This window comes from Paenibacillus sp. FSL L8-0644 (assembly GCF_038008165.1).
Taxonomy (GTDB): domain Bacteria; phylum Bacillota; class Bacilli; order Paenibacillales; family Paenibacillaceae; genus Paenibacillus; species Paenibacillus polymyxa_D.
The window spans coordinates 1,720,328-1,743,256 of sequence record NZ_JBBOYN010000001.1 but is presented as its reverse complement, the minus strand read 5'-3'; the positions used below and the strand labels follow the sequence as shown (position 1 = coordinate 1,743,256).

Genomic DNA, 22,929 nt, shown 5'->3' with positions numbered 1-22,929 from the left:
ACTTATATCTATATTATACCGAAAGCAGCAAACTTACGCTATTTGCCAACTCTGTTTTACACATAAGAAAGCTCTTCATGCCACACACTAACCTTTGTCTAACCCTGATTCAAAAAACAAAGGAGGTTATTCCGTGAGCATTCTCGGGCACATTGTACGTTTCATCGTTGCCGCTCTGGTGCTGATGGTCGTAAGCTGGATCGTTCCCGGATTTAGTGTAGGCGGCTTTTGGAGCGCGCTGATCCTAGCCATTGTCATTGCCTTGATTGGCTATATCGTCGAGGCGGTGTTTGGTCGACGCGTCTCCCCATTTGGACGCGGTATCGTAGGTTTTCTTGTGAGCGCTCTGGTGATCTGGGTCGCTCAATATGTCGTCGCTCATGTCAGTGTTTCCGTTCTGGGCGCATTGCTCGCTGCATTGGTTATCGGGATTATCGACCTGTTCATTCCGGTATCGACACCGTTTGAAGCCGGTCGCAAAAACGGGAATTAATTTCAGTAATCGCTTCTGGCAAAGCTGTCCCGAAGCAGAATTCATCTGCCAAAGGACAGCTTTTTGTCATTTACACCTCTGAGTGGATACAATAAACAAACAATCCCCGGCGATGAGCAGCCGGGGATTGCCTTACATGTATAATCCGTATCTACTGATCCTGTTCGATAAGTTCAATCCATTCATTATACTCAGTTTGAAGCTTGGTGTATTCTTCCTGTAATTGACGTAATTCCGTAGAAATCTTCTCCGTATTTTCCCGATCTACGTTCTGTTGTACTTGCAACAGACGAAGCTGATGCGCCGCCATTTCATATTTTTGACCCACTTCGTCCAATTCAGACTGCAAGGCCATTCGTTCCTGCTCTATGGACTGCTGTTCAGCCTTCGCCGTTTTGGCAGTTTCAACAGCCAAACGAATCTCCTCCTGAAGCTGTTCCTTTTGTTGAACCGTTACCGCTATTTCCCGCTCCCAAGAAGCAAATTCTTCCTTACGGGCAGCATCTTCAGCTTCCAAACGTTCCGCTTCAGCCTTCAACTGATCGTATTTAAGCTGCCATTCCAGGGATTCTTCCTCAGCACGTTCCAGTTCACTCCGCCGTTCTCGATTTTCCTGCTGGAGCTGCTTGATATTTTGCTCCAGCTGTCCAGCTCGGCTCTTCATGCTTCCATATTGCTCCTGAAGCGATTGATACGCCTTAGTTCCCTCTTGCTCTCGGACTTTGGCTTTCTCAAGCTCATCCTGCACGCGAATCAGCTCAGGTGAAAGCTCCTTGATTCTCGCTTCGAGTTGAACTAGCCGTTGCTGTTGTGAAGCAAATTTATCATTAATAGCTTCGAGCTCAGCCGCTGCGTGCTGTAATTGCACTTGTATTTCTTCCTTCTGCTCACGTGCTTCCAGCAGGGAGAGCTCCAGTTCATCAACTGCCACCTGGCGTTCTTCTGCAAGCTTCTTCCATGACTTCTCGCTTTCAGCTAGCGTAGCCAGCTCACTTTGCAACTTGCGAGAAGATACGTGAGCTTGCTCCAACAGCTTCTGCATCCGCCGCTGTTCTTCCTCCAGCTTAGACGTCTGCTGCTGCTTAGCCTTGGCTTCAGCTTCTAATTGATCATATCGACTTTGCAATTCTTCACGTGCAAGCGTATCTACCTGCTCTCGCTCTATCGCAGCCTGTCGCTGTGTTTCCAGCACAGACTCCAGCTCGGACTGTTGTTCCTTCAGTACTCTTGCTTGCTCTTGAGCCTCTCCCAGACGAGAAGAAAGCTCTGTACTGCCTGCCTGTACTTGTTCTAATTGTTCCTGAAGCTCCTCGACCCGAATCTCCTGCTCCAGTGCGGCTTCATCAGCTCGTTTCTGCGCTTCCTGATGCTGGAGCTTTTCCTCATTCAACGCCAATTCAGCCTGTTTACGTTCCTGCTCCAGCTGCTCATTCAGTCCGGAACACTTGGTTTGCCATTCGCTTACCTTCTTGCTATGCTCTTGCTGCAAAGCAGATCGCAGCTTGTCCAGTTCTGTGCGCTTTTGCTCCTGATGAGTCTTCTCTGCAGCTGACAGCTTGGCTTCTGCCTGTTTAGCCGCTTCAGATACTTCCTTCTTCATCTGCTCTTCTATCTGCCGGATACGCGCATTGGCCGCCTCCTGCTGCTCTTTCAGCTTGCGAGAAGCTTCTTGACGGGACTCCTCCAGTTCACGTTTAGCTTGTTTTTGTCCATTTTCAAGTTCAGCCGCCTTTTTCTCCTGCTGTTCCAGCTTTGCCCTCAATTGGGCAATCTCCTTGGCTGATACAGATTCGGTTTCCATCAGCTTCTTCTGCGTTGCTTCCTTTTCTTCCTTCAGTTGAATAAGAGATTGATGCATATCTGTATTTTTCTGCTGTTGTTCCCCTAGAGCTGTCTGGAGTTGCGCCAGATCTCCCCGGAGCTCTGCTCGTTCCGCTGCTAAGCGGTTCATATGACTCTGAATTTCCTGGATTTGTACAGCTTCTTCTGCCATATGAACCGCAGCCAGCACGGCAATTCGGGGCATATCCAGACGCGAATGAGCTTGAGAAATGCTGTGCATACGCTCATCCACGTAATTGGCAACCTGCTTCATATAATCGGTATTGCTGCCGACGAGTTTATAAGAAGTACCGTAGATCTCTACAGTGACGCGAGTACGATCTGGTGTAGTCACAATTATGCCCTCCTTCAATACTACTGTATGTTGATTCTAAGGTGTGTCCGGTACTATGGTAACCCGCCTTCCGTGAAGCGTTCAACCTTATTAGTCCGGCTTCCCCGCAGCGGGTAATTATCAGAGTAAGAGAGCTTCTATGATGATAGGCCAAAAAGCCGTATCGAACCTCTGTCACTAAGATTCGATACGGCTTCCCGCATTTCCTGCTACTTTCTCAATTCCGCTCCAAAAGTTTGTTCCAGAGACGTAACGACAGGAGTATGCGCCGCATTGATCTCTTCATCCGTCAACGTATGTTCCCAGTGACGATAGGTCAGAGAGATAGCTACGCTCTTCTTATCTTCACCAAGCTTACTGCCTGTAAATACATCAAACACTCGTGCATCCTGCAACAGCTCTCCGCCTGCAGCGTGAATAACACGAAGCAGTTCGCCTGCCTCAACGTCTTTATTGACCACGAGGGCAATGTCACGTTCCACGGATGGGAAGCGAGCCAGCTCTCTGAACTGAATATGAGAGTTTGCGTGTTCAATGACCTGTTGCAACGCAATTTCTGCAACATACGTATCGTTCAGCCCATAAGATTGTTGGAGCTCCGGATGAATCTGCCCAAGGGTACCGATCCGTTGAGAGCTTCCATTCACATCCAGCCATACCGAAGCGGAACGGCCCGGGTGGTAGCTTTGCGGTTGGTCAGCGACATAACGAATGCTGGCACTCAATCCGAAATAGTCAAACACCGTTTCAAGCGCGCCTTTAATATCAAAGAAATCAACCTTTTCAGCACCAATATTCCATTGTTTTTCACGGCGTACCCCAGTCAACAACAGACTCAGCACTTGAATTTCCTGCGGCTGGCGGGTTAATGTTTGTTCCTCTGTATAAAATACTGTTCCCATCTCGAAAATCGCCAGATTGTCTTGCTTCCGGTTCATGTTATACACCGCTGTATCCAGCATCTGCGGAATGATACTCGTACGCAAAACACTACGGTCTTCGCTCATAGGCATAGCCAAACGTACCGGATGGCTGCCTTCTGTCAAGGCATTAAATAACCCCGTACTTTGCGGATGTACAAAAGAGTAGCTGATCGTCTCCTGCCAGCCACCATGAGCCAGCAATCTGCGCAGGGAGCGGCGCAATGATTGTGATGCTGTCAAAGCTCCCGGAGTTGTAGGACCTTCAATCGGCGTGGTCGGGATATTGTCGTAACCATACAGACGAGCAACCTCTTCGATTAAGTCCACGTCAATGGTGATATCTCCACGGCGTGTAGGAACTTGAACTTCCAGTACCCCTTGCTCTGCGTCGCCACATCCGAAATGAAGTCTACCGAAAATCGTTTTCACCTCAAGCAGCGACAGTTCGGTTCCCAAATATCGGTTTATCTTATCTAGCGACAGCTTGATAATGCGGTTTTCAGCTTTTGCAGACGCAGATTCTACGATGCCCTGGTGTACAGTGCCTCCTGCATAACGCTGAATCAGCGCGGCTGCACGATTCACAGCAGGCACAACAGCGCCTGGATCAACCTCTTTTTCAAAACGCAGACTTGCTTCTGAACGCAGTCCAAGTTGACGAGACGTTTTGCGAACTGTACCGCCGTCAAACTTCGCAGATTCCAGCGCAATGCTGACCGTCGCATCCGTAACCTCGGAGTTGGCTCCACCCATCACGCCTGCCAATGCTATTGGTTTCACACCGTCTGTAATCAGCAGCATATGCGGCTCCAGCTTACGCTCCTGATCATCAAGTGTAATCAATGTTTCGCCTGCACGAGCGAGTCGAACTTCAATATTTCCATTTTCCAGCTTATCCGCATCAAAAGCATGCAACGGCTGACCGTATTCCAGCATGACGTAGTTCGTAATATCTACGATGTTGTTGATCGGACGAACACCTGCCGCCATCAGACGGTTTTGAATCCATAATGGGGAAGCCCCCACTTTTACACCTGTAATATAACGGGCCGCGTAGTGCGTACACAGTTCAGGAGTATCTACCTTCACAGACAGATGATCTGCCGCTGCATCGCTAATTTCCACCAGATCCTTAGCCGGATCAGCCAGAGAAATATCACGTCCCAGAATCGCACTCACTTCATATGCTGCTCCGTGCATGCTCAGGCAATCCGAACGATTGGGTGTCAGATCAAAATCCAGCACCTGATCATCCAGCGCCAGCAGCTTCGTAATTGGCATACCAATTTCAGCATCCTCAGGCAGCACCAAAATACCTTCTTGCAATTCCTTTGGAAGCAGCTTGTCATTCATGCCCAGTTCTTTGGCCGAGCAGATCATACCCATGGATACTACACCACGCAGCTTGGCCTTTTTAATGTGGAAATCTCCCGGCAACTTTGCACCTACAACTGCAACAGGAACCTTTTGACCTGCATCCACGTTTTTGGCACCGCACACGATTTGCAGATCTTCCTCCTGACCTGCATCGACAATACATACATTCAGCTTATCAGCATCAGGATGCTTTTCCTTGCTTTTAACATAGCCGACAACGACGCCAGTAATCCCTTGATTGCGCTGCTCGACCTCATCAATTTCTATGCCCGAACGGGTGATTTTCTCTGCCAGATCCTCCGCGCTTACCTGATCCAGCGATACATACTCGGACAGCCACTCGAATGATACTTTCATATGGGTTCACTTCCCTTGATATAGTTGTTTATTGACGCGCAAACTGTTTCAGGAACGACAGGTCACTGTTATAAAAATGACGAATATCATCGATACCGTATTTCAATATAGCAATCCGCTCTACACCCATACCGAATGCAAAGCCGCTGTACACCTCGGGATCAAAACCGCCCATCTCTAGCACTTTCGGATGGACCATGCCACAGCCCAAAATTTCAATCCACACGCGTTCGCCATTTTTCTTCACAAAAGTTACGTCTACTTCAGCACTCGGCTCTGTGAACGGAAAGAAGCTTGGGCGCAAACGGATTTCGGTCGATTCTCCGAACATTTCGCGTGCAAATTGAAGTAAGGTTCCTTTCAAATCACTCATGCGAATGTCTTTTCCAATGACAAGCCCTTCAATTTGGTGGAATTGAAAAGAATGTGTTGCATCGTCATCATCACGTCGGAAAACCGTACCCGGACAGATAACCTTAATAGGTGTTTCGCCCTTCATCGCTTCCATCGCGCGAATCTGAACTGGTGACGTATGGGTACGCATCAACAGATCCTCAGTCAGGTAAAATGAATCCTGCATATCGCGTGCGGGGTGATTTTTAGGCAGGTTCAATGCTTCGAAGTTATAATAATCCGTCTCAGCCTGTGGACCCTCAGCCACTCGATATCCCATGCCTGTAAAAATATCCTCGATTTGCTCAATCACTTTGTTGAGTGGGTGCAGTCCGCCTTGCGGCAGTGTGCGTCCAGGCAGCGTAACGTCGATCTTTTCCGCTTGCAAACGCTCATTCGTTTCCGCTTTCGTGAACTCGTCCTGCTTACGGTTAACGACTTCTTCAATCGCCTCGCGCACCTCATTGGCGACCTGTCCAACAACCGGACGCTCTTCCGCGCTCAGCTTGCCCATACCGCGCAAAATTTCAGTCAGTGCGCCCTTTTTCCCCGAGTATTTGACCCGTAGATCAGCCAGCTCCTTGGGTGTTGCCACCTTCTCCAATACTTCCAGTGCTTCTTCCTTCAAGGCCAGCAAATGTTCCTTCATTTGGATGGTTTCGCTCATCGCCTGTTCAGTCCCCTTTCTTCATATCCAGCTTTTCAGACAACAAAAAAAGGTCTTTCCTCCCGGTAAGGGACGAAAAGACCGTGGTACCACCCTCGTTAGACAATAAGCTCAGCTCACCCGGCGTTCTGCCTTACGGCACTAGTTACAGGTGATTGTTTATGCTGTGCATCATCGTCTCGCTCTGCACGTTGTAACGGTCGTGAACCGGTATCCCCTACTTGCACATTCGCCATTCACATGGCGCCTGAGGTTCAAGGAACTGCTCCGGAGCGAACTTCAACAGCCCAGTATTTGCAGAAACGCTCTCAATCCTACGACGCTTCCTCCCTGTTCAATCGGACACTGTCTACTCTTCTCCATCAAGACATTTTCAAAAATTCGAACTATTGTTCATTATTATATGCAAACTACCGCGCTTTGGCAAGCAGGGCATACGTTTCATTCCTTTAGATATCGAGATCATCCAACCGCTCCAGATTTGCACGAATGCGCCTAATTTCGCTCAACAACTTCTCATTTTCGCCATTCGTGCCCGTCATTCCCATCAACTCTGTAAGACGCAATTGTAATCGAAGCCGTTCCTCACGCCGTTCCTGATCTTCTGGCTCCCGTTGACGGCTCCGTTCATCTTCTTGCTTTTCGTCGGCTGTCCCCTCATAGATTTCATATCTGCCCCCCGGCTTCATATTGAGTAACCGAGTTGCCGTGCTCCTCACCAGCTCCCGATCATGTGAGACGAGCACCAGTGCTCCATCATAGTTACGCAAAGAATCCTCTACAATTTCACGGGTTTCAATGTCAAAATAATTCGTCGGTTCATCCAGCACCAGCAGATTGGCTCCACTAAAGTACAGACGCAGAAAAGCTACCCTGCATTTTTCTCCCATACTAAGTGTCCCGATCCTTTTAAACACGTCCTCTTTCGCAAAAAGAAAGCAGCCCAACACTGTTCTCGCTTCTGTTTGGGTCATCGTCGGAAGCGCAAGCAGACTGTCCAGCAACGTTTGATCCTCTGGGAGCTGCTCCAGCTCCTGTGAAAAATATCCGATGTTCAACTGTGGGTTGGCTGTGATTTTTCCTGTCTGCGGCTCCAGTTGACCTGTTAATAACCGAAGCAGTGTGGTTTTACCAATTCCATTGGGCCCCCGAACAGCCAGACGGTCTCCACGTGCAACGATCAGATTTAGATTTTTCACAATGATACGGTCGTCGTAGCTAAAGTCAACCTGCTCAGCACGCAGCAAATATTTTGCCTGAAACCCGCTGTCACTTAATTTCATGTGCAAAGACGGAGCTTCACGTGGTTGTTCTACCCTGTTAGCCTCCAGTCGCTCCAGTTCTTTTTCTTTCGCATGATAACGGGAGATATTTTTTTTAGCCTTGGCCTTATAGAAGCTCTGTGTAATAGCCACTTCGACTTTGGATGCGCTACGATGTGCCTGGTGAAACCATTCCCTGTAATTTCGAATCGTTTCCTCCAGTGCCTGTTTCGCCAGCTCCTGCTTTCGATAGCTGGCTTCCTGCTCTCGCAGTTCCCGCTCCTTTTGCGCTTTATATTCCTTATAGCCGCCTTTATAGCGCCCAATACCCGTTGATGCAAGCTCAACTATACTCGTAGCCACTCGATCCAAAAAGGCTCTGTCATGCGATACAAACAGCAGCGTTCCCGGATACGTGGACAGCCACTGCTCCAGCCAAAGCAAGCTTTCGGCATCCAAATGGTTGGTCGGCTCATCCAGCACCAGCAGCTTCGGCTGCCTGACCATCAGTCCGGCTAACCGCACTCTCGTCTTCTGTCCGCCACTCAGGTCACCATAAGCAATGGACCACGTCTGGGCAGGCATTCCCATTCGAGTGAGCGCCTTTTCCACCTCAGACTCCCAGGCAAAGCCTTGCAGGTGTTCGTATTCATCCATCAGCTCGCCGTAACGCTCCAGATGATGCTCCATATCCTTCCCAGCATCGGCTAGGTCAGCTTCCAGCTGTCCCAACGCTTGCTTGAGGAGCCAATGCCGAGGGCTGGCCTGCTGTGCGGCCTCCAGTGCGGTTCGAGACCAATCCACCGTATCCTGCTGCTTCAGCCAGCCCCGCTCTTCCAGTGGCAAATCATGCTCTACTTGACCAGAGGTTGGCACTTCATCTCCCAGCAATATTCGCAATAACGTCGTTTTACCTGCTCCATTTCTTCCAAACAGTGCGAGCCGTTCTCCTTCCATCACATCCAACGACACATTCTCAAATAAAGATGTCCCGTTCCAATCCTTTACTACATTGCGAATACGCAAAATCGTTCTCATACCGATCATCCTTTCCCAGCCCGGTTTTTTGACCCCGGAAGCAATAAAAAAAGCCGCAGAAGGCTGCGGCTTGCATACAAGGAATATAGAATGACTGTTATGAATCGTTTCAGAACATACGCTTATGAAAAATAACACCGTAAACGAATAAGCCAAATCCCGTTCCAGAATAAACGCATACGTCCCTACATTCATTTTCAGACACACTTCTCCCGTTGCAGCTTACAGCCGCCTGCCAGTAACTGTGCAGTTAAGTGGGAAAATCAGTGTGCTTACTTCATCGGACGTATGGTTACCTTCCTTTTCATGGGATAATTACTTGCGGTTAGTATAGCAGATCACAACACATTTGCAAATAACCCTCGTTATTTTCCAAATACCAAAGTTGTATTCGACGAGCCTGCATATTTCGTTACAAACTCTTTAGTATATTCAGGAGTCTGAACTTGATAGCTATAGTTCTTGCTTGGATTCCAGTTGGTTACACGCGATTTTTGATTGTTGATGGTGGGAAAACTCCCTTCATCTTTAAACTCGCCATTGCCTTTATCATCAAGAATACCGCCCTTTTCACTACCTTTTCCAAAGTAGTTGTACTCAGAATAGATTCTTGCATTCGTAGCAATGGTATAAGCAAGCTGAAAATTATTAATATAATTATTTTTAACATGGAAATATCCATATCTCATGAGTCCTGGACCACGTACAAGTAAGTTTTCAAAATAATTATTAGCGATCGTGATATGGGGCATGCCATCATAATTTTTATTGCCATCATCAGGATATCCCAAAATGAGACCATATTTATGATTAGCAAATTTGGAGTTACTAATGGTTACATAATCAGCCGATTGGCCTATGTACAAAAGTTTGTCCAGATCCGAGCCATTTGCATTATAACTGTGACCTGCAAACGTAACATGATCAATCCAATAATTTGTGCCCGCAGTAAGATAAAGTTGGATGTCATCGTTACCGTTAATGTTGGCACTGTGCTCAAAAGTTAAATTTTGAAAGATCACATTTCCCGAATTATTTGTTGTTTTCAAATGAATGTTAACCAGTTTGTTTTGCGCATAAGAACCAATGAGCGATTTGTTAGTACCAATGTTGACCACGGTTTTAGAGGAGGCAGAAATATTTTTTTCGATGACCAGAATTTTAGGAGTTGAATCCCCTAACTGGTTTTTCAAATCGTTTAGATTATTGATATAGATAATCTGACCGCCTTTTCCCCCTGTTGTGGCAGGCTTAGTAGCTCCATTTTCACTTTTAGCCTGTCCGGCAAAACCAGTCATTCCATTCGTCGACGTATTCGGAAAATCAGCAGCGGCGAACGTAGAACTTGCAGGGAAAGTAAGCAGCACCAAAGTTAATGCTAAAAACAGAAAAGAAATTTTCCTCATTGCAGCTACACCATCCTTTTTTAAGTTAAATCCCAACAATGCGACTATACTTATTTTTTAGTAAATGGTAAATAGTTCTTTTTATCTGTTTATTTATAGCATATAAGCTAAATGTTTTATATTTTATTTTGTGTGGCAATGTAAAAATAGTTCGTAAGAACGCAAAAAGCCGTGATACCCCATTGGCACCCCGGCTATAATGTATTTATCTACTCCAAACAAAACAAAAACCCTTGCGTCACAAGGGTTTCGAACTTCTTAAAATAGTAAGCGGGTGATGGGAATCGAACCCACGCTATCAGCTTGGAAGGCTGAAGTTCTACCATTGAACTACACCCGCATTTTATAATATCTCGATTCTTATGTATGGCACGCTTAACCTATCGTCAACCAGCTGAATCAGGATGTTATTTAGTATAACTTACCTTTCAGCAAAATGCAAGCATACTACATACTATCCTGAGCCAGCCAATTCATAGGTTCACGTAAAAACAATTTTTCAAAGATTTCTGCCGGAATGGGGCGACTAAAGTAATACCCCTGACCCTCATGACAATCTTGTGCCTGCAAAAAATGAAGCTGCTCCTCATTCTCTACCCCTTCAGCCGTAACCTTCAGCTTCAAATGGTGAGCCATGGAGGCAATAGTAGATACAATTGCTGCATTTTTGCTGTCGACCAGTACCTCATTTACAAAGGAACGATCAATTTTTAGACGATCAATCGGGAGATTCTTCAAATAATGCAATGAGCTATAGCCAGTTCCAAAATCATCAATACTGATTGCGACACCAATAGCCTTTATTTTTTTTAACTGTTCAAAGGCTCGATCCTTATCAAAGGTCATACTCTCGGTAATCTCCAGCTCTAGATAGCGTGCTTCAAGTTCCGTATAGGTCAAAATGCCCCGAATTACATCCACCAGCTTTTTTTGCTGAAATTGGCGCATGGATAAATTGACCGAAATCGGGATTGGTGGGTACCCAAGCTCCTGCCAATGCTTATTTTGCAGACAGGCCTCCCGTAACACCCATTCCCCCAAGGGCACAATTAAACCACTTTCTTCAGCCACCGGAATAAAATCGCCTGGCATCACCATCCCACGATGAGGATGATTCCAACGCACCAGCGCCTCCAAACTCGTTAGCTCGCCACTTTGCAGGTGGACACGAGGTTGATACACCAATGAAAATTCCTCATTTTCAAGCGCTCGCCGCAGATCATTTTCCAGCTGGAGTCTTTCATGCGCTCGCATCTGCATCGAACTAGCATACCGCTGAAAATTCACTCCCTGCTCTTTAGCACTATGTACAGCCGTATCCGCCTGCTGAATAAGCTGTTCACTCTGATTCGCATCCAACGGGTACAAAGCTATACCAACGCTCACCGTCACATGATAAGACTCACCATCAATATCGAAAGGCAGATCGAACAGCTTCACCATATCATCAATACGACTTCTCATAGCATCTGTATCTTCGTATCCCGTTAGAAGAAAGGCAAATTCATCTCCGCCCATGCTAAAGACAGCTTCCCCTTCATGGCTAAAATGCCCCAAGCGTTCGCCTACTGCATACAGCAAATAATTTCCTGCCATATGTCCAAGCGAATCATTAATCGCCTTGAAACGATCAATATTTAGAACTAAAAGTGCTACTGTCTCATCCGATTTCAATGATTTGCGCAATATTTTATCTAAACGTTGGGAAAGGCGGCGACGATTGGGGAGTCCTGTTATATCATCATTATAAGCAATGTGATTAAACTCAGATTCTGCTGCCTGCTTTTCACGATAAGGAACCAGAACCATCAACCGGACCAGCCCGCTCAACATGTTATAGAATGCTATCGCGTTGGTCAAAAGTCCCAATAGGTGATTAATATCGCTCATTTGCTCAGAAAATAAATAGAACAACTGACTCACAACACACAGTCCAATTCCACGAACCATAAGCAACATGCCCAACTCCGCCGGGCGGACTTTCCGATATTTTCGCACCCCGAAAATAAAAGTGAACACAAGTAGTAACATGACAGCCAGATTTAACGTCCAGCCCAGGTTGCCTATTTCGTATCGTATACGTAGATCCGGTAAGCCTGCACCAAATATCTTAATAACTCCTAGAATCAGCAAAGTGCAGCCTATCCCTGCCCACAAAGCCACTGTCTTGTATTCAGACTTCGTCTTGCTAAACGGGAGGAAACAAACACATAAGAGCAAGACAGAAGTAAAGGCACGATTTACAAACAGCAGCCATAACGAAATGCCCGGAGACAAAGCAAAGTCCGTCAGGCTTACGAAACTAAACGAAACAATATGAACAAGGTAAAGCAGACCAGCCACCAAAAACGTCGGGGCAATAAGAAGTCTCTGCAAGGATAACTGTTCCAGTAAAACGGACCAGGATTGATAAAAAATAGAAAAACAAATCGCAGCACAGGCAAACCCTATGATCGGATATAACAAGAAAAAAACATTATGGGAGTATATCTTATTCAAAGTTACGTGAAATAACTGAACCAAGACAAACAAAACTATCGCAGCAATGCCGATACCTATCGTTTTTTTTACTTCCAGCCGTATACTCATTCAGCCTCTTCAGCCCCCTGCATATCGGAGATTCCGATCATCTAAGACGTTTGACAGCTTTGGAAGCCGTTGTTTAAGTCTATAGTATCAAAAATAATGTTGTATTCTGGTATATAATAGCATTTAATCTGTGAAAGGTGAATCATTTTTTTGTCTTAAATTCATGAATTCATTTTCGCATTTACGCAAATAACCGAGCTTACAGCACCAAAAAAGCGCATCATCTTGTCAGATTATGCGCTTCAGATAACCTTTTCCAAAAAGGTGATACCTATACCCCAACGCTGCACAACATAAAAGAAATAGTATGTACAGGACCCCTCTGCGAAAACCTCCCCATATTAAACTACAGGAAGCGTGATTTTGAATTGTGTGCCACTTCCATGTTTACTGTCTACATGTATGAAACCTCCGTGATTTTTGATAATTCGATAGCTCACAGCCAATCCCAATCCGGTTCCACTTTCTTTTGTTGTAAAAAAAGGATCAAATAAACGCGTCAATGTATTGTGATCCATACCTAATCCGTTATCTTCAATACAAATGTGGACATAATTGCCCTCAAGCACTGTATGAATATCGATGCAGCCCTCTCGTTCCCCACCCATGCTTTCAATGGCATCCATTGCATTTTTAATCATATTGAGAATAACCTGCTTAATCTGCTTCACATCAATGGAAACCTTCATGAGCTCATCATTTTCGTCCAATGCAATCTGGCAACCCTTCATCAATGCTTCGCTTTCTGTCAGCATCACTACTTCTTTCAGCAGCCCCATCACAGATACAGCCGTTTTTTGCGGAGCCGAAGGCTTGGACGAATTTAAGAACTCATAAATAATGTCGTTCGCACGATCAATTTCTGTTAATATAATGCGGGCATACTCATCCCTGCCCAACTCCACCAAATGCGGTCGAAGCAATTGAATAAAGCCCCGGATTGCGGTAAGCGGGTTACGAATTTCATGAGCAATAGAGGCCGAGATGCGTCCCAGCATCGCCAGCTTATCGTTTTGATATGCTGTCTGCTCAATCTGCTTATAATCCGACACATCCTTGACGCTAAACAAAAAATTGCCATCCATCTGATCACCATAGGTTACTGTTATCAACCAATGCCGACCATACTCATCAATTAACTCATGATAGCGCTTTCTATGAAAGATAGTTTCTTTATAAATCCGCATGATTTTCTTCTTCTTAAACCGGCTTAACTCAGGATGGTGCAAAATTTGCATCAAATTGCGACCTGCTAGCGAACTCCGTGGTAGCTCCAGCAATTTCGCCATTTGCACGTTAATAAAGGTCAGTACCCCGTCACTGTCAAACAGCATGATACCACTATCCAGGTTCTCCAGCACATTTTCATACTTGTTATTGGCGATCTGTGTGGAAGGACAAGCTCCCACGGTATCAAGCAAGGCTTCTTGGAATTCACTGATCATGCCAGGCTTCCCCCTTGTTTCGGAATGACAAACTGGCCGTATCGGACGCGTAATAATCTTGAAGAAAAGAAAGGCATCTATCGACTACCCTTCAATGGTGTAGAAAACAGTTACACAGAAATCCGACCATCTCTTTCCAATTCCAGTCTTATTTTATGATAGACAAGATTAAGGATCGCAGTCAATCGGAAAAAGTGTCGAATCCAAATTTTTATCCTGTTTTCTTTCGTCATAATATCTGCGCAACATTACCAAAATGAAAAATGAAGTTAGGAACAAGCGCCCTACACACCAAAGAAGCTCTCCAGAATTGAGAGCTTCTTTGGTGTGTAGGATGTCAACTGCCGCTCTTATTATGTTGAAGCCGGGATCGTCTTTGGCTCATAACGGCCAGTCTTCTCTTAAGCTCTCCCTGCCATTTTTCATCATTCATCTGTTTGGCTACCATCAATAAATCCAGGGATATGTCAATTTGACGCTTCACAATTTCAAACGCATCTTCACTTTCACGATTCACACAATTTTCAAATATCGTATCATCGTCTTCCATGACATAATCCTGAAAATCAATCTCGCTTGCCCCATCTCCATGTGCATATTCAGCCAAGATTTCATACTCATTTTCGACTTTATAATGAACTTCAATGCGACGACATACCGGGCAAAACAGCAAAGGAACATTATGAACTTGGGTGCGGTAATGCTTCAGCGTTCCCTTGGTTCCTACCATGCTTGCTCCACAGCAATAACTCATCCGGGCTCAGCCTCCTCTGAACAAAACCTGTTCTGCCTTGCTTATCTTCTACAATACCTTATTCGCTTTCGTCAGGCAAAATTCCTCCAGAACACAACAACATTTCCATAATTATTTGTTACCTCACTCTGCGTTGCCTCATTAAACAGGCTGTCCTCACATTTTCCGCTGCACAGAGCAGGCAAGCAAGCCCCCAATAACGGTAGAGTAACCGCTAGTTGGGGGCTTGTTTGTTTAATTAATTTCAACTTGTGAAGCTTATATTACAGATTTTGATCGCCTGGTTTCCAGTTCATTGGGCACAAGCCACCGGATTGCAAAGCTTGCAGTACACGCAATGTTTCTTCTACACTGCGACCTACATCGTTGTGGTTAACCACTTGATATTTCAATTCGCCTTCTGGATCAATGATGAACAAGCCGCGCAATGCAACGCCTTCTTCTTCGATCAGAACGCCATAATCGCTTGCTGTTTTTTTCGTGATGTCAGAAGCCAATGGGAAGTTCAGTTTGCCTAGACCGTTGTTTTCTTTAGCTGTGTTGATCCATGCTTTGTGACTGTGCACGGAGTCTACACTGATACCCAGAATTTCAGTATCCAGCTCTTTGAATTGGTCAGCAGCATCGCTCAATGCTGTAATTTCCGTAGGGCACACAAAAGTGAAATCCAGTGGATAGAAGAAAAATACGAGCCACTTGCCACGGTAATCGGAAAGCTTCACCGAACCAAATTCTTGACCGTCTCCAGTCACTGTTTCCAATGCAAAATCAGGGGCGGGTCTTCCTACCAATCTTTCTGCCATAATATGAAATCCTCCTTTAAAATATGTAAGAAAAACACCACATGTGCTTTCCTCAATCATCTGTATTGTAATAAACAACAACTTACTTGATAAATGTTATCATTCGCTGAAATCAAAGTCAATATTGTAACCATTACTTTTTTATAATTATTTTAAACTAGCTTAAAAATTCATATTTTATTCACATTTTGAACCTTTGAATATACAAATAGCCCCTGATTGCTCAGGAGCTACTGTGCTAAACATTTGCCAAAAAGCCAGACTGTATAACCTTACTATATAATAGGAAGCTTTTTTTCAGAACGGGTGCATTTACGGAGCTTTTAGCGAATAGCTGCAGCGATCAGATCACCCATTTGAGTTGTCGAGATTGCTTGAGATTTATCCACCGCAATATCCGCCGTACGGTGCCCTGCATCCAGTACCTCAGCTACGGCTTTCTCAATGGCATCTGCTGCTTTCTCGTACCCGAAGGTAAGACGGAACATCAAAGCAACGGACAAAATCGTTGCAATGGGATTCGCCAGGCCTTGGCCTGCAATGTCAGGCGCAGAGCCATGTACCGGCTCGTATAGGCCGAAGCTGCCTTCTCCCAGTGATGCGGAGGAGAGCATGCCGATGGATCCAGTCAGCATAGCCGCTTCATCACTGAGAATGTCACCAAACATATTTTCCGTCACGATGACGTCGAAGCTAGATGGACGACGCAGCAATTGCATGGCGCAGTTATCAACCAATACATGCTCCAGCTCGACATCCGGGTAGTCTACAGCAACCCGGTTCACTACTTCACGCCATAAACGGGAAGTTTCCAGTACATTAGCCTTATCCACCGATGCAAGTTTTTTGCGACGTTTTTGTGCAATTTCGAAAGATTGGCGCACGATACGCTCTACTTCTGTTACATTATATGCGCAAGTATCAACTGCTTCCTCACCCTGAGGACTTTCTCGTCTGAACTTCTCGCCGAAATAAATGCCGCCCGTCAGTTCGCGCACCACGATCAGGTCCGTTCCTTCCAACACTTCCGGTTTCAATGTAGACGCGTCCTTGAGACAGTCAAAGACGACAGCAGGACGAAGATTCGAAAACAGACCGAGCTCTTTGCGAATGCCCAGCAGTCCGGTTTCAGGACGAAGTTCCTTTGGATTGTTGTCCCATTGTGGCCCTCCTACCGCTCCCAGCAGAACAGCATCTGCAGACTGACATACTGCCAGTGTTTCTTCCGGTAATGGTGTGCCCTTCTTATCAATGGCAATCCCGCCGAACAGCGCATGCTCCGTTTCAAATGAAAAGCCGAATACTTCTTCCGTACGTTTCAAAATTTTCTCTGCCTCTGCGACCACTTCAGGTCCAATTCCATCTCCCGCTATTACCGCAATTTTTTTAACGTCTGCCATCACGTACACTCCTCTTGTTATACAGCCATACAACCGTATTTTTCATACCTTCTTTGTAACATATATGGCAGGGCTTTGACCAAGATATAGAATCTATCAATTCAATAGGCACAGCCTATAAGCTGGTTTTTTCATCAGAAAAAAAGAAAACAGGACCGAAAAAACCCGATCCTGTAAACCCAACTCTTAAGTCTGCATAAAAACTAAGATTTATAATCTACGCGATTACTGTAATTTTTACGCTTGTCGATTAAACCATTCAGCGCATCCACGTAAGCCCGAGCACTTGCTTCCAGAATATCGGTGCTTACCCCGCGTCCCTGTACAGACAGTTCGTTTTGCGTCAGCACTACATGGACTTCACCCAGAGCGTCCTTACCATGGGTAACAGACTTGATGGAGTAATCTGAAAGTACAACGCTCTCACCGCTGGCTTGATCAATCGCATTATAGATCGCATCGACTGAACCATTTCCTTCAGCTTCTGTCTCAATAACCTGATCTTCATCGTTAACCAGACGCACTTGTGCGGAAGGCGTAGCCTTATTCCCGTAGGTAACAAAAATCGTTTCCAGCTTGAAGACTTCAGGTGCATCAGCCAATTTTTCTTCCAGCAATGCCAAAATATCATCGTCCGAAACTTCCTTTTTCTTATCAGCCAAATCCTTGAACTGCCCAAAGGCGCGATTCAGATCTTCTTCGTTCAATTCGTAGCCCAACTCGATCAAACGCTCACGGAAAGCATGACGACCTGAGTGCTTACCAAGTACCAGCTTGCTTTCTTTCAGACCGATACTTTCTGGTGTCATGATTTCATAAGTCGTTTTCTCTTTCAGCATGCCGTCTTGATGAATACCTGATTCGTGCGCAAAAGCGTTGGCTCCAACAATTGCCTTGTTGCCCGGCACTACCATCCCCGTCAAACGGCTAACCAAACGGCTCGTGCGCGCAATTTCAGACAATTGAAGAGACGTTTTGGCCTGGAAAAATTCCTGTCTCGTCTCCAGTGCCATGGCGATTTCCTCAATGGCCGTGTTTCCAGCACGTTCACCGATACCGTTAATGGTTCCCTCGATCTGATCCGCGCCGTTCAGGATGGCAGCAAGTGTATTAGCAGTAGCCATTCCCAGGTCATTGTGGCAATGTGCACTCAATTGAATCTTCTCCACATCGATTACATTTTCCTTAATATGTTTGAATATATTTCCATACTCATAGGGTGTCAAGTAACCTACCGTATCTGGAATATTGACGACAGAAGCTCCTTCTTGTACAGCCATGGTGACCATTTCAACCACAAAATCAAGCTCTGTACGGCCTGCATCTTCCAAGGAAAACTCCACTTTAGGCAAATATTTCAACCCATAGCGTATGGCAGCACGAGCAGTTTCCAAAACCTGTGCCTTCTCCATCCGCAGCTTATGTTGACGGTGAATAGGAGAGGTTGCCAAAAAGATATGGATACACGGGTCCTGAGCTCCCTTGAGTGCCTCGCGAACTGCATCAATATCCTGTTCCCTTGCACGCGAAAGACCAATCACCGTCGAATTTTTTACAGCTTTTGCTACTGCATTAACAGCTGCCAGATCACCCGGAGAAGCAGCCGGGAACCCAGCCTCCATACGATCAATTCCCAGCTTCTCCAACTGATGAGCGATCTCCACTTTTTCACGAGTGTTCAAGTTCACGCCAGGTGACTGTTCTCCGTCTCTCAACGTTGTGTCAAATATATATATTTTGCGCAACCTAACGCACCTCCTCAGGATTAGGACCCTTAAATTACAATGCGGCTCACGCAATAAGCAGGGCCGCATTGTAATTAATATTTATAAATAATGCATGTAGTCGAATTCATAGTACAAAAGATTATTACTTTTTGATCCAATGCATCATTTCACGCAATTGTCCGCCCACCACTTCAATCGGATGGTTAGCTTCATTACGACGAGTAGCCGTCAGGAATGCACGTCCAGATTGATTTTCAAGGATGAAGTCACGAGCAAATTTACCTTGTTGAATGTCAGTCAACACATCCTTCATGGCTTTCTTCGTATCTTCCGTTACCACACGTGGTCCAGTTACATAATCGCCATATTCCGCTGTATTACTGATGGAATCACGCATCGTTGCCAATCCACCTTCATACATCAAGTCAACGATCAGCTTAAGCTCATGCAAACATTCAAAGTATGCCATCTCAGGAGCATAACCTGCTTCAGTCAATGTTTCAAAGCCCGCTTTTACAAGTGCGCTCACGCCGCCACACAATACCGCCTGCTCACCGAACAGATCCGTCTCCGTTTCTTCACGGAAGGAGGTTTCAATTACGCCCGCACGTGTACAGCCAATGCCTTTTGCGTAAGCAAGTCCGATTTCTTTGGCCTGACCCGTTGCGTCCTGCTCAATTGCGATCAGCCCCGGTACTCCAAACCCTTCTACATAAGTACGACGTACCATATGTCCTGGGGATTTTGGAGCAACCAGCAATACATCGCTATCTTTAGGAGCTACGATTTGTCCAAAATGAACGTTAAAACCATGGGAGAACAAAAGAGCTGCGCCTTTTTTAAGGTTAGGTTCAATTTCATTTTTGTACACAGAAGCTTGAGTTTCATCAGGTAACAAAATTTGAACCACATCTGCACGGCTTGTTGCATCAGCTACGTTCAGAACTTCAAAACCGTCGTTTCTTGCGACATCAGCCGATTTGCCTTCACGCAAACCAATAACAACATTCACACCACTGTCACGCAAGTTTTGTGCTTGAGCATGCCCTTGGCTACCGTAACCGATAACGGCCACTGTCTTTCCTTTCAATACGCTGAGTTCTGCATCTTTTTCGTAGTACGTTGTAACTGCCATGGTTAATTTCCTCCTTTTAATTGGACCCTTCATAATGAGCGGGTACTCCAAGAGACTTTCCCTCGTGATTAGCATCTAAAAATCTCTTCGAGTCCCCGCTCTTATGCGGGCGGTTCTTTATTGATGTAATGCGCTATAAGCGGTAATTCGTTAAAGCTCCATATTAAGCATTGCCACGTATCATAGCTGTAACCCCGGTTCGAGTCAACTCCCGAATACCGTAAGGCTTCAACAACTCGATCATGGCATCAATTTTTTCTGTATCGCCAATGACCTGTACAATCAAACTCGTCGTTCCAACATCAATTACAGCTGCTCTGAATGTTTCTACCACGCCCATAATCTCTGGCCGTTGAGGCGGTTCTGCCTTTACCTTTATCATCGCCAATTCCCGGGCTACCATTGGTTTGGAACTGAGATCGATGACCTTGATCACATCAACCAGCTTGTAAAGCTGCTTTTCAATCTGCTCTAGGTTGTTCTCATCCCCTACAGTCACAATGACCATACGGGATAATCCAACTTCTTCCGATTGTCCCACAGTTATGCTCTCAATGTTAAAGCCGCGGCGACCGAACAGGCCGGACACACGTTGCAAAACGCCGGGTTGATCATTTACCAGTACAGCAATGGTATTTTTTGTTGTCATTTTACTCGTCCCCCATCAGCATTTGATCAATTGTCGAACCTTGCGTCACCATTGGATATACGTTCTCTTCCTTGCTGACTACAAACTCGACAACGACCGGTCCGGGTGTATCAAGCGCCTCCTGCCAAGCCCGACGTGCCTCTTCCTTATTCGTAGCACGCAGCCCTTTGACACCGTATGCTTCGGCAAGTTTCACAAAATCCGGACTTCCCGCCAGGTCAATGTGACTATACCGATTGTTATAGATCAATTCCTGCCATTGGCGAACCATTCCAAGCACCTGGTTGTTGATAATTACGATTTTAACCGGAATGTTATTGATTGCACAGATGGCTAATTCCTGCGAACACATCTGCATACCGCCGTCCCCGTTAATCGATATTACCAATCTGTCGGGATTGGCCATTTGAGCACCGATTGCAGAAGGGAAACCAAATCCCATCGTACCGAGTCCACCAGAGGTGACCCATGAGCGTGGCTGATTGAATTTGTAATACTGCGCTGCCCACATTTGATGCTGTCCCACGTCTGTCGTTACGATTGCACCACCCTTGGTCGTTTCATCCAGCAACTCAACAACCCATTGTGGTTTAAGCACCGTTTCAGAATCCTTATAAGAATAAGGTTTCTCATTCTTCCAATGCTGAATTTGCGCTCTCCATGCATCTGCCAGGTCCGCACGTTTCACATCCTGATTCAGCAATTCCAGCACTGCCTTCACGTCACCCACGATAGGAATATCCGCTGCAACATTTTTTCCAATTTCAGCAGGATCGATATCAATGTGGACGATTTTAGCTTGAGGAGCAAACCCATCCAACTTGCCTGTTACCCGATCATCGAAGCGGGCTCCGATACAGATCAACAGATCTGACTGTTGAATCGCCTGATTGGAGGTGTATGTTCCATGCATCCCCGGCATCCCCGTCCACAGTTCATGTCCACTTGGGAAACCACCCAATCCGAGCAATGTTGTCGTGATAGGAATTTCCGTTTTACGAACAAACTCGTAAAGTGCTTCATGTCCACCGGAGTATACAACTCCTCCACCTGCCAGAATGAATGGACGTTCTGCTTCGGAAATAGCTTGAGTTAGCTTGTCTAGTTGAATTTTGTTGGGCAACACTTTCGGGTTATAACCCCGCATGGTCACAGGTTCCGTTTGTGGGACAAACAACGTCTGGGCTGCAGAAATATCCTTCGGAATATCAATCAGTACCGGTCCCTTGCGCCCTGTGTTGGCAATATGAAATGCCTCATGGATGATTCGCGGTAGATCCTCTACATCTCTTACCAGATAGCTATGTTTCGTAATCGGCATTGTAATTCCCGTAATATCGGCTTCCTGGAAAGCATCCGTACCGATCAGGGAAGATACAACGTTACCCGTGATGACCACCAACGGCACCGAATCCATAAAAGCCGTCGCAATACCAGTTACCAGGTTTGTCGCGCCAGGTCCGGAAGTCGCAATACAGACGCCCACTTTACCGCTCGCCCGTGCATAACCATCTGCCGCATGAATAGCTCCTTGTTCGTGACGAGTGAGGACATGCTTGAAATCCTTAAAGCCATACATGGCATCATAGATATATAACACTGCACCACCAGGATATCCGAAGACACAATCTACTCCCTCCAGCAACAGGCTACGGAGTAAAATTTCCGAACCTGTAATCACTTCAGGCTTCATCCACTTTTCACGTAATTCATTGGTTGACCTAACTTCAGGAATTTGTGCACTCATTGGTCATCCTCCTTTACAAAATTTACATACATCTGACATTTGTAAAAACAAAAAAACCTTTCATCCCTAGAACAGACTTGCTGTTACTGAGGGACGAAAGGCTGTAGCTTCCGTGGTACCACCCGTGTTTGCCCGATATTTCGCAATATCGAACCTTGGCAGGTACAGAAATCACAAAGGATCTCCATATCTGGCGTCTGTAACGTAGACCGTACGATTTTCCCTAATAGGTGATTCAGCGCACCGTTAATGTCATCGGGCCCAAATACTTTTCAGGAAAACAGCTCCAAGGTGAGCTCGTTAAAAAGGGATTTTGGTGAAGCTTGCAGCTAATGCCTCACTCTCTGAACAAAAGAGCCCTAATCACTTCGTCCTCTTCATTGCCGTTGAGTTCATGTCATTCTTTCAAATGTTTAGACACATTATATGTCTCCCATCTGGGATAGTCAATACCCATATTTCATAAAAATTTATGTTTCTTTTCTGAAGCACCTCCGAATCGCACGCTTGTAAGAGGTACCCGCATATTATAAAAAAGACCACACGGTGAGACAGTACACTCCTCCAAAGCCACGTCTTATCTTGTTA

General features: G+C 45.8%; 15 protein-coding genes and 1 tRNA gene. 1 reads left to right on the top strand and 15 read right to left on the bottom strand.

Features of this window, described 5'->3' with window-relative positions:
- The first annotated feature begins 133 nt into the window (after positions 1 to 133).
- Entirely contained in the window at positions 134 to 493 is a 360-nt protein-coding gene (locus NSS94_RS07855) for a phage holin family protein (RefSeq protein ID WP_029516484.1), read from the top strand.
- 151 nt (positions 494 to 644) lie between these two features.
- Here the strand turns inward: NSS94_RS07855 and zapA are convergent, their stop codons facing one another.
- The 15 genes from zapA to ilvB all read right to left on the bottom strand — a co-directional run bounded on the left by zapA (position 645) and on the right by ilvB (position 22,341).
- Positions 645 to 2,669 (bottom strand): cell division protein ZapA, encoded by a 2,025-nt coding sequence (gene zapA, locus NSS94_RS07850; RefSeq protein WP_341039121.1) that lies wholly within the window; start codon positions 2,667 to 2,669, stop codon positions 645 to 647.
- A 209-nt stretch (positions 2,670 to 2,878) separates the two neighbouring features.
- The gene (gene pheT, locus NSS94_RS07845) at positions 2,879 to 5,326 is read right to left on the bottom strand and encodes a phenylalanine--tRNA ligase subunit beta (protein WP_029516482.1); all 2,448 of its coding nucleotides are present in this window, start codon (positions 5,324 to 5,326) and stop codon (positions 2,879 to 2,881) included.
- 28 nt (positions 5,327 to 5,354) lie between these two features.
- On the bottom strand, positions 5,355 to 6,386 hold the full coding sequence (pheS, locus tag NSS94_RS07840; RefSeq protein WP_273041806.1) for a phenylalanine--tRNA ligase subunit alpha: 1,032 nt from the start codon (positions 6,384 to 6,386) through the stop codon (positions 5,355 to 5,357).
- A gap of 449 nt (positions 6,387 to 6,835) precedes the next feature.
- The gene (abc-f, locus tag NSS94_RS07835; RefSeq protein WP_341040401.1) at positions 6,836 to 8,686 is read right to left on the bottom strand and encodes a ribosomal protection-like ABC-F family protein; all 1,851 of its coding nucleotides are present in this window, start codon (positions 8,684 to 8,686) and stop codon (positions 6,836 to 6,838) included.
- A 365-nt stretch (positions 8,687 to 9,051) separates the two neighbouring features.
- Entirely contained in the window at positions 9,052 to 10,092 is a 1,041-nt protein-coding gene (locus NSS94_RS07830) for a polysaccharide lyase family 1 protein (RefSeq protein ID WP_341040400.1), read from the bottom strand.
- Between the two features lie 269 nt (positions 10,093 to 10,361).
- A tRNA-Gly gene (locus tag NSS94_RS07825) sits at positions 10,362 to 10,432 on the bottom strand.
- A gap of 107 nt (positions 10,433 to 10,539) precedes the next feature.
- Positions 10,540 to 12,681: a bifunctional diguanylate cyclase/phosphodiesterase gene (locus NSS94_RS07820; protein ID WP_165145044.1), complete on the bottom strand. Its 2,142-nt coding sequence runs from the start codon at positions 12,679 to 12,681 to the stop codon at positions 10,540 to 10,542.
- Between the two features lie 341 nt (positions 12,682 to 13,022).
- Positions 13,023 to 14,126 (bottom strand): ATP-binding protein, encoded by a 1,104-nt coding sequence (locus tag NSS94_RS07815; protein WP_341039120.1) that lies wholly within the window; start codon positions 14,124 to 14,126, stop codon positions 13,023 to 13,025.
- Between the two features lie 337 nt (positions 14,127 to 14,463).
- Positions 14,464 to 14,880 carry a hypothetical protein gene (locus NSS94_RS07810; RefSeq protein WP_029516478.1) on the bottom strand — a complete coding sequence of 139 codons (417 nt, stop codon included), beginning with the start codon at positions 14,878 to 14,880 and terminating at the stop codon, positions 14,464 to 14,466.
- 263 nt (positions 14,881 to 15,143) lie between these two features.
- On the bottom strand, positions 15,144 to 15,683 hold the full coding sequence (locus tag NSS94_RS07805; protein ID WP_023987763.1) for a peroxiredoxin: 540 nt from the start codon (positions 15,681 to 15,683) through the stop codon (positions 15,144 to 15,146).
- A gap of 323 nt (positions 15,684 to 16,006) precedes the next feature.
- Positions 16,007 to 17,083: a 3-isopropylmalate dehydrogenase gene (gene leuB, locus NSS94_RS07800; RefSeq protein WP_029516477.1), complete on the bottom strand. Its 1,077-nt coding sequence runs from the start codon at positions 17,081 to 17,083 to the stop codon at positions 16,007 to 16,009.
- Positions 17,084 to 17,286: 203 nt separating this feature from the next.
- A complete protein-coding gene (locus NSS94_RS07795) occupies positions 17,287 to 18,828 on the bottom strand; it encodes a 2-isopropylmalate synthase (protein ID WP_069012849.1) in 1,542 nt (513 codons plus the stop codon).
- A 124-nt stretch (positions 18,829 to 18,952) separates the two neighbouring features.
- Positions 18,953 to 19,945, bottom strand: coding sequence for a ketol-acid reductoisomerase (gene ilvC / locus NSS94_RS07790; RefSeq protein WP_013309387.1), 993 nt, complete (start codon positions 19,943 to 19,945; stop codon positions 18,953 to 18,955).
- A 163-nt stretch (positions 19,946 to 20,108) separates the two neighbouring features.
- On the bottom strand, positions 20,109 to 20,594 hold the full coding sequence (gene ilvN, locus NSS94_RS07785) for an acetolactate synthase small subunit (protein ID WP_023987760.1): 486 nt from the start codon (positions 20,592 to 20,594) through the stop codon (positions 20,109 to 20,111).
- Position 20,595: 1 nt separating this feature from the next.
- Entirely contained in the window at positions 20,596 to 22,341 is a 1,746-nt protein-coding gene (gene ilvB, locus NSS94_RS07780) for a biosynthetic-type acetolactate synthase large subunit (protein ID WP_029516475.1), read from the bottom strand.
- Positions 22,342 to 22,929: the final 588 nt, after the last annotated feature.

Bases quoted from the DNA above. Each gene is read 5' to 3' on its own strand.
- NSS94_RS07805 (WP_023987763.1), bottom strand. From the start codon at position 15,683: ATGGCAGAAAGATTGGTAGGAAGACCCGCCCCTGATTTTGCATTGGAA.
- NSS94_RS07810 (WP_029516478.1), bottom strand. From the start codon at position 14,880: ATGAGTTATTGCTGTGGAGCAAGCATGGTAGGAACCAAGGGAACGCTG.
- NSS94_RS07815 (WP_341039120.1), bottom strand. From the start codon at position 14,126: ATGATCAGTGAATTCCAAGAAGCCTTGCTTGATACCGTGGGAGCTTGT.
- NSS94_RS07820 (WP_165145044.1), bottom strand. From the start codon at position 12,681: ATGAGTATACGGCTGGAAGTAAAAAAAACGATAGGTATCGGCATTGCT.
- NSS94_RS07830 (WP_341040400.1), bottom strand. From the start codon at position 10,092: ATGAGGAAAATTTCTTTTCTGTTTTTAGCATTAACTTTGGTGCTGCTT.
- ilvC (WP_013309387.1), bottom strand. From the start codon at position 19,945: ATGGCAGTTACAACGTACTACGAAAAAGATGCAGAACTCAGCGTATTG.
- ilvB (WP_029516475.1), bottom strand. From the start codon at position 22,341: ATGAGTGCACAAATTCCTGAAGTTAGGTCAACCAATGAATTACGTGAA.
- leuB (WP_029516477.1), bottom strand. From the start codon at position 17,083: ATGGCAGACGTTAAAAAAATTGCGGTAATAGCGGGAGATGGAATTGGA.
- pheT (WP_029516482.1), bottom strand. From the start codon at position 5,326: ATGAAAGTATCATTCGAGTGGCTGTCCGAGTATGTATCGCTGGATCAG.
- pheS (WP_273041806.1), bottom strand. From the start codon at position 6,386: ATGAGCGAAACCATCCAAATGAAGGAACATTTGCTGGCCTTGAAGGAA.
- ilvN (WP_023987760.1), bottom strand. From the start codon at position 20,594: ATGACAACAAAAAATACCATTGCTGTACTGGTAAATGATCAACCCGGC.
- abc-f (WP_341040401.1), bottom strand. From the start codon at position 8,686: ATGAGAACGATTTTGCGTATTCGCAATGTAGTAAAGGATTGGAACGGG.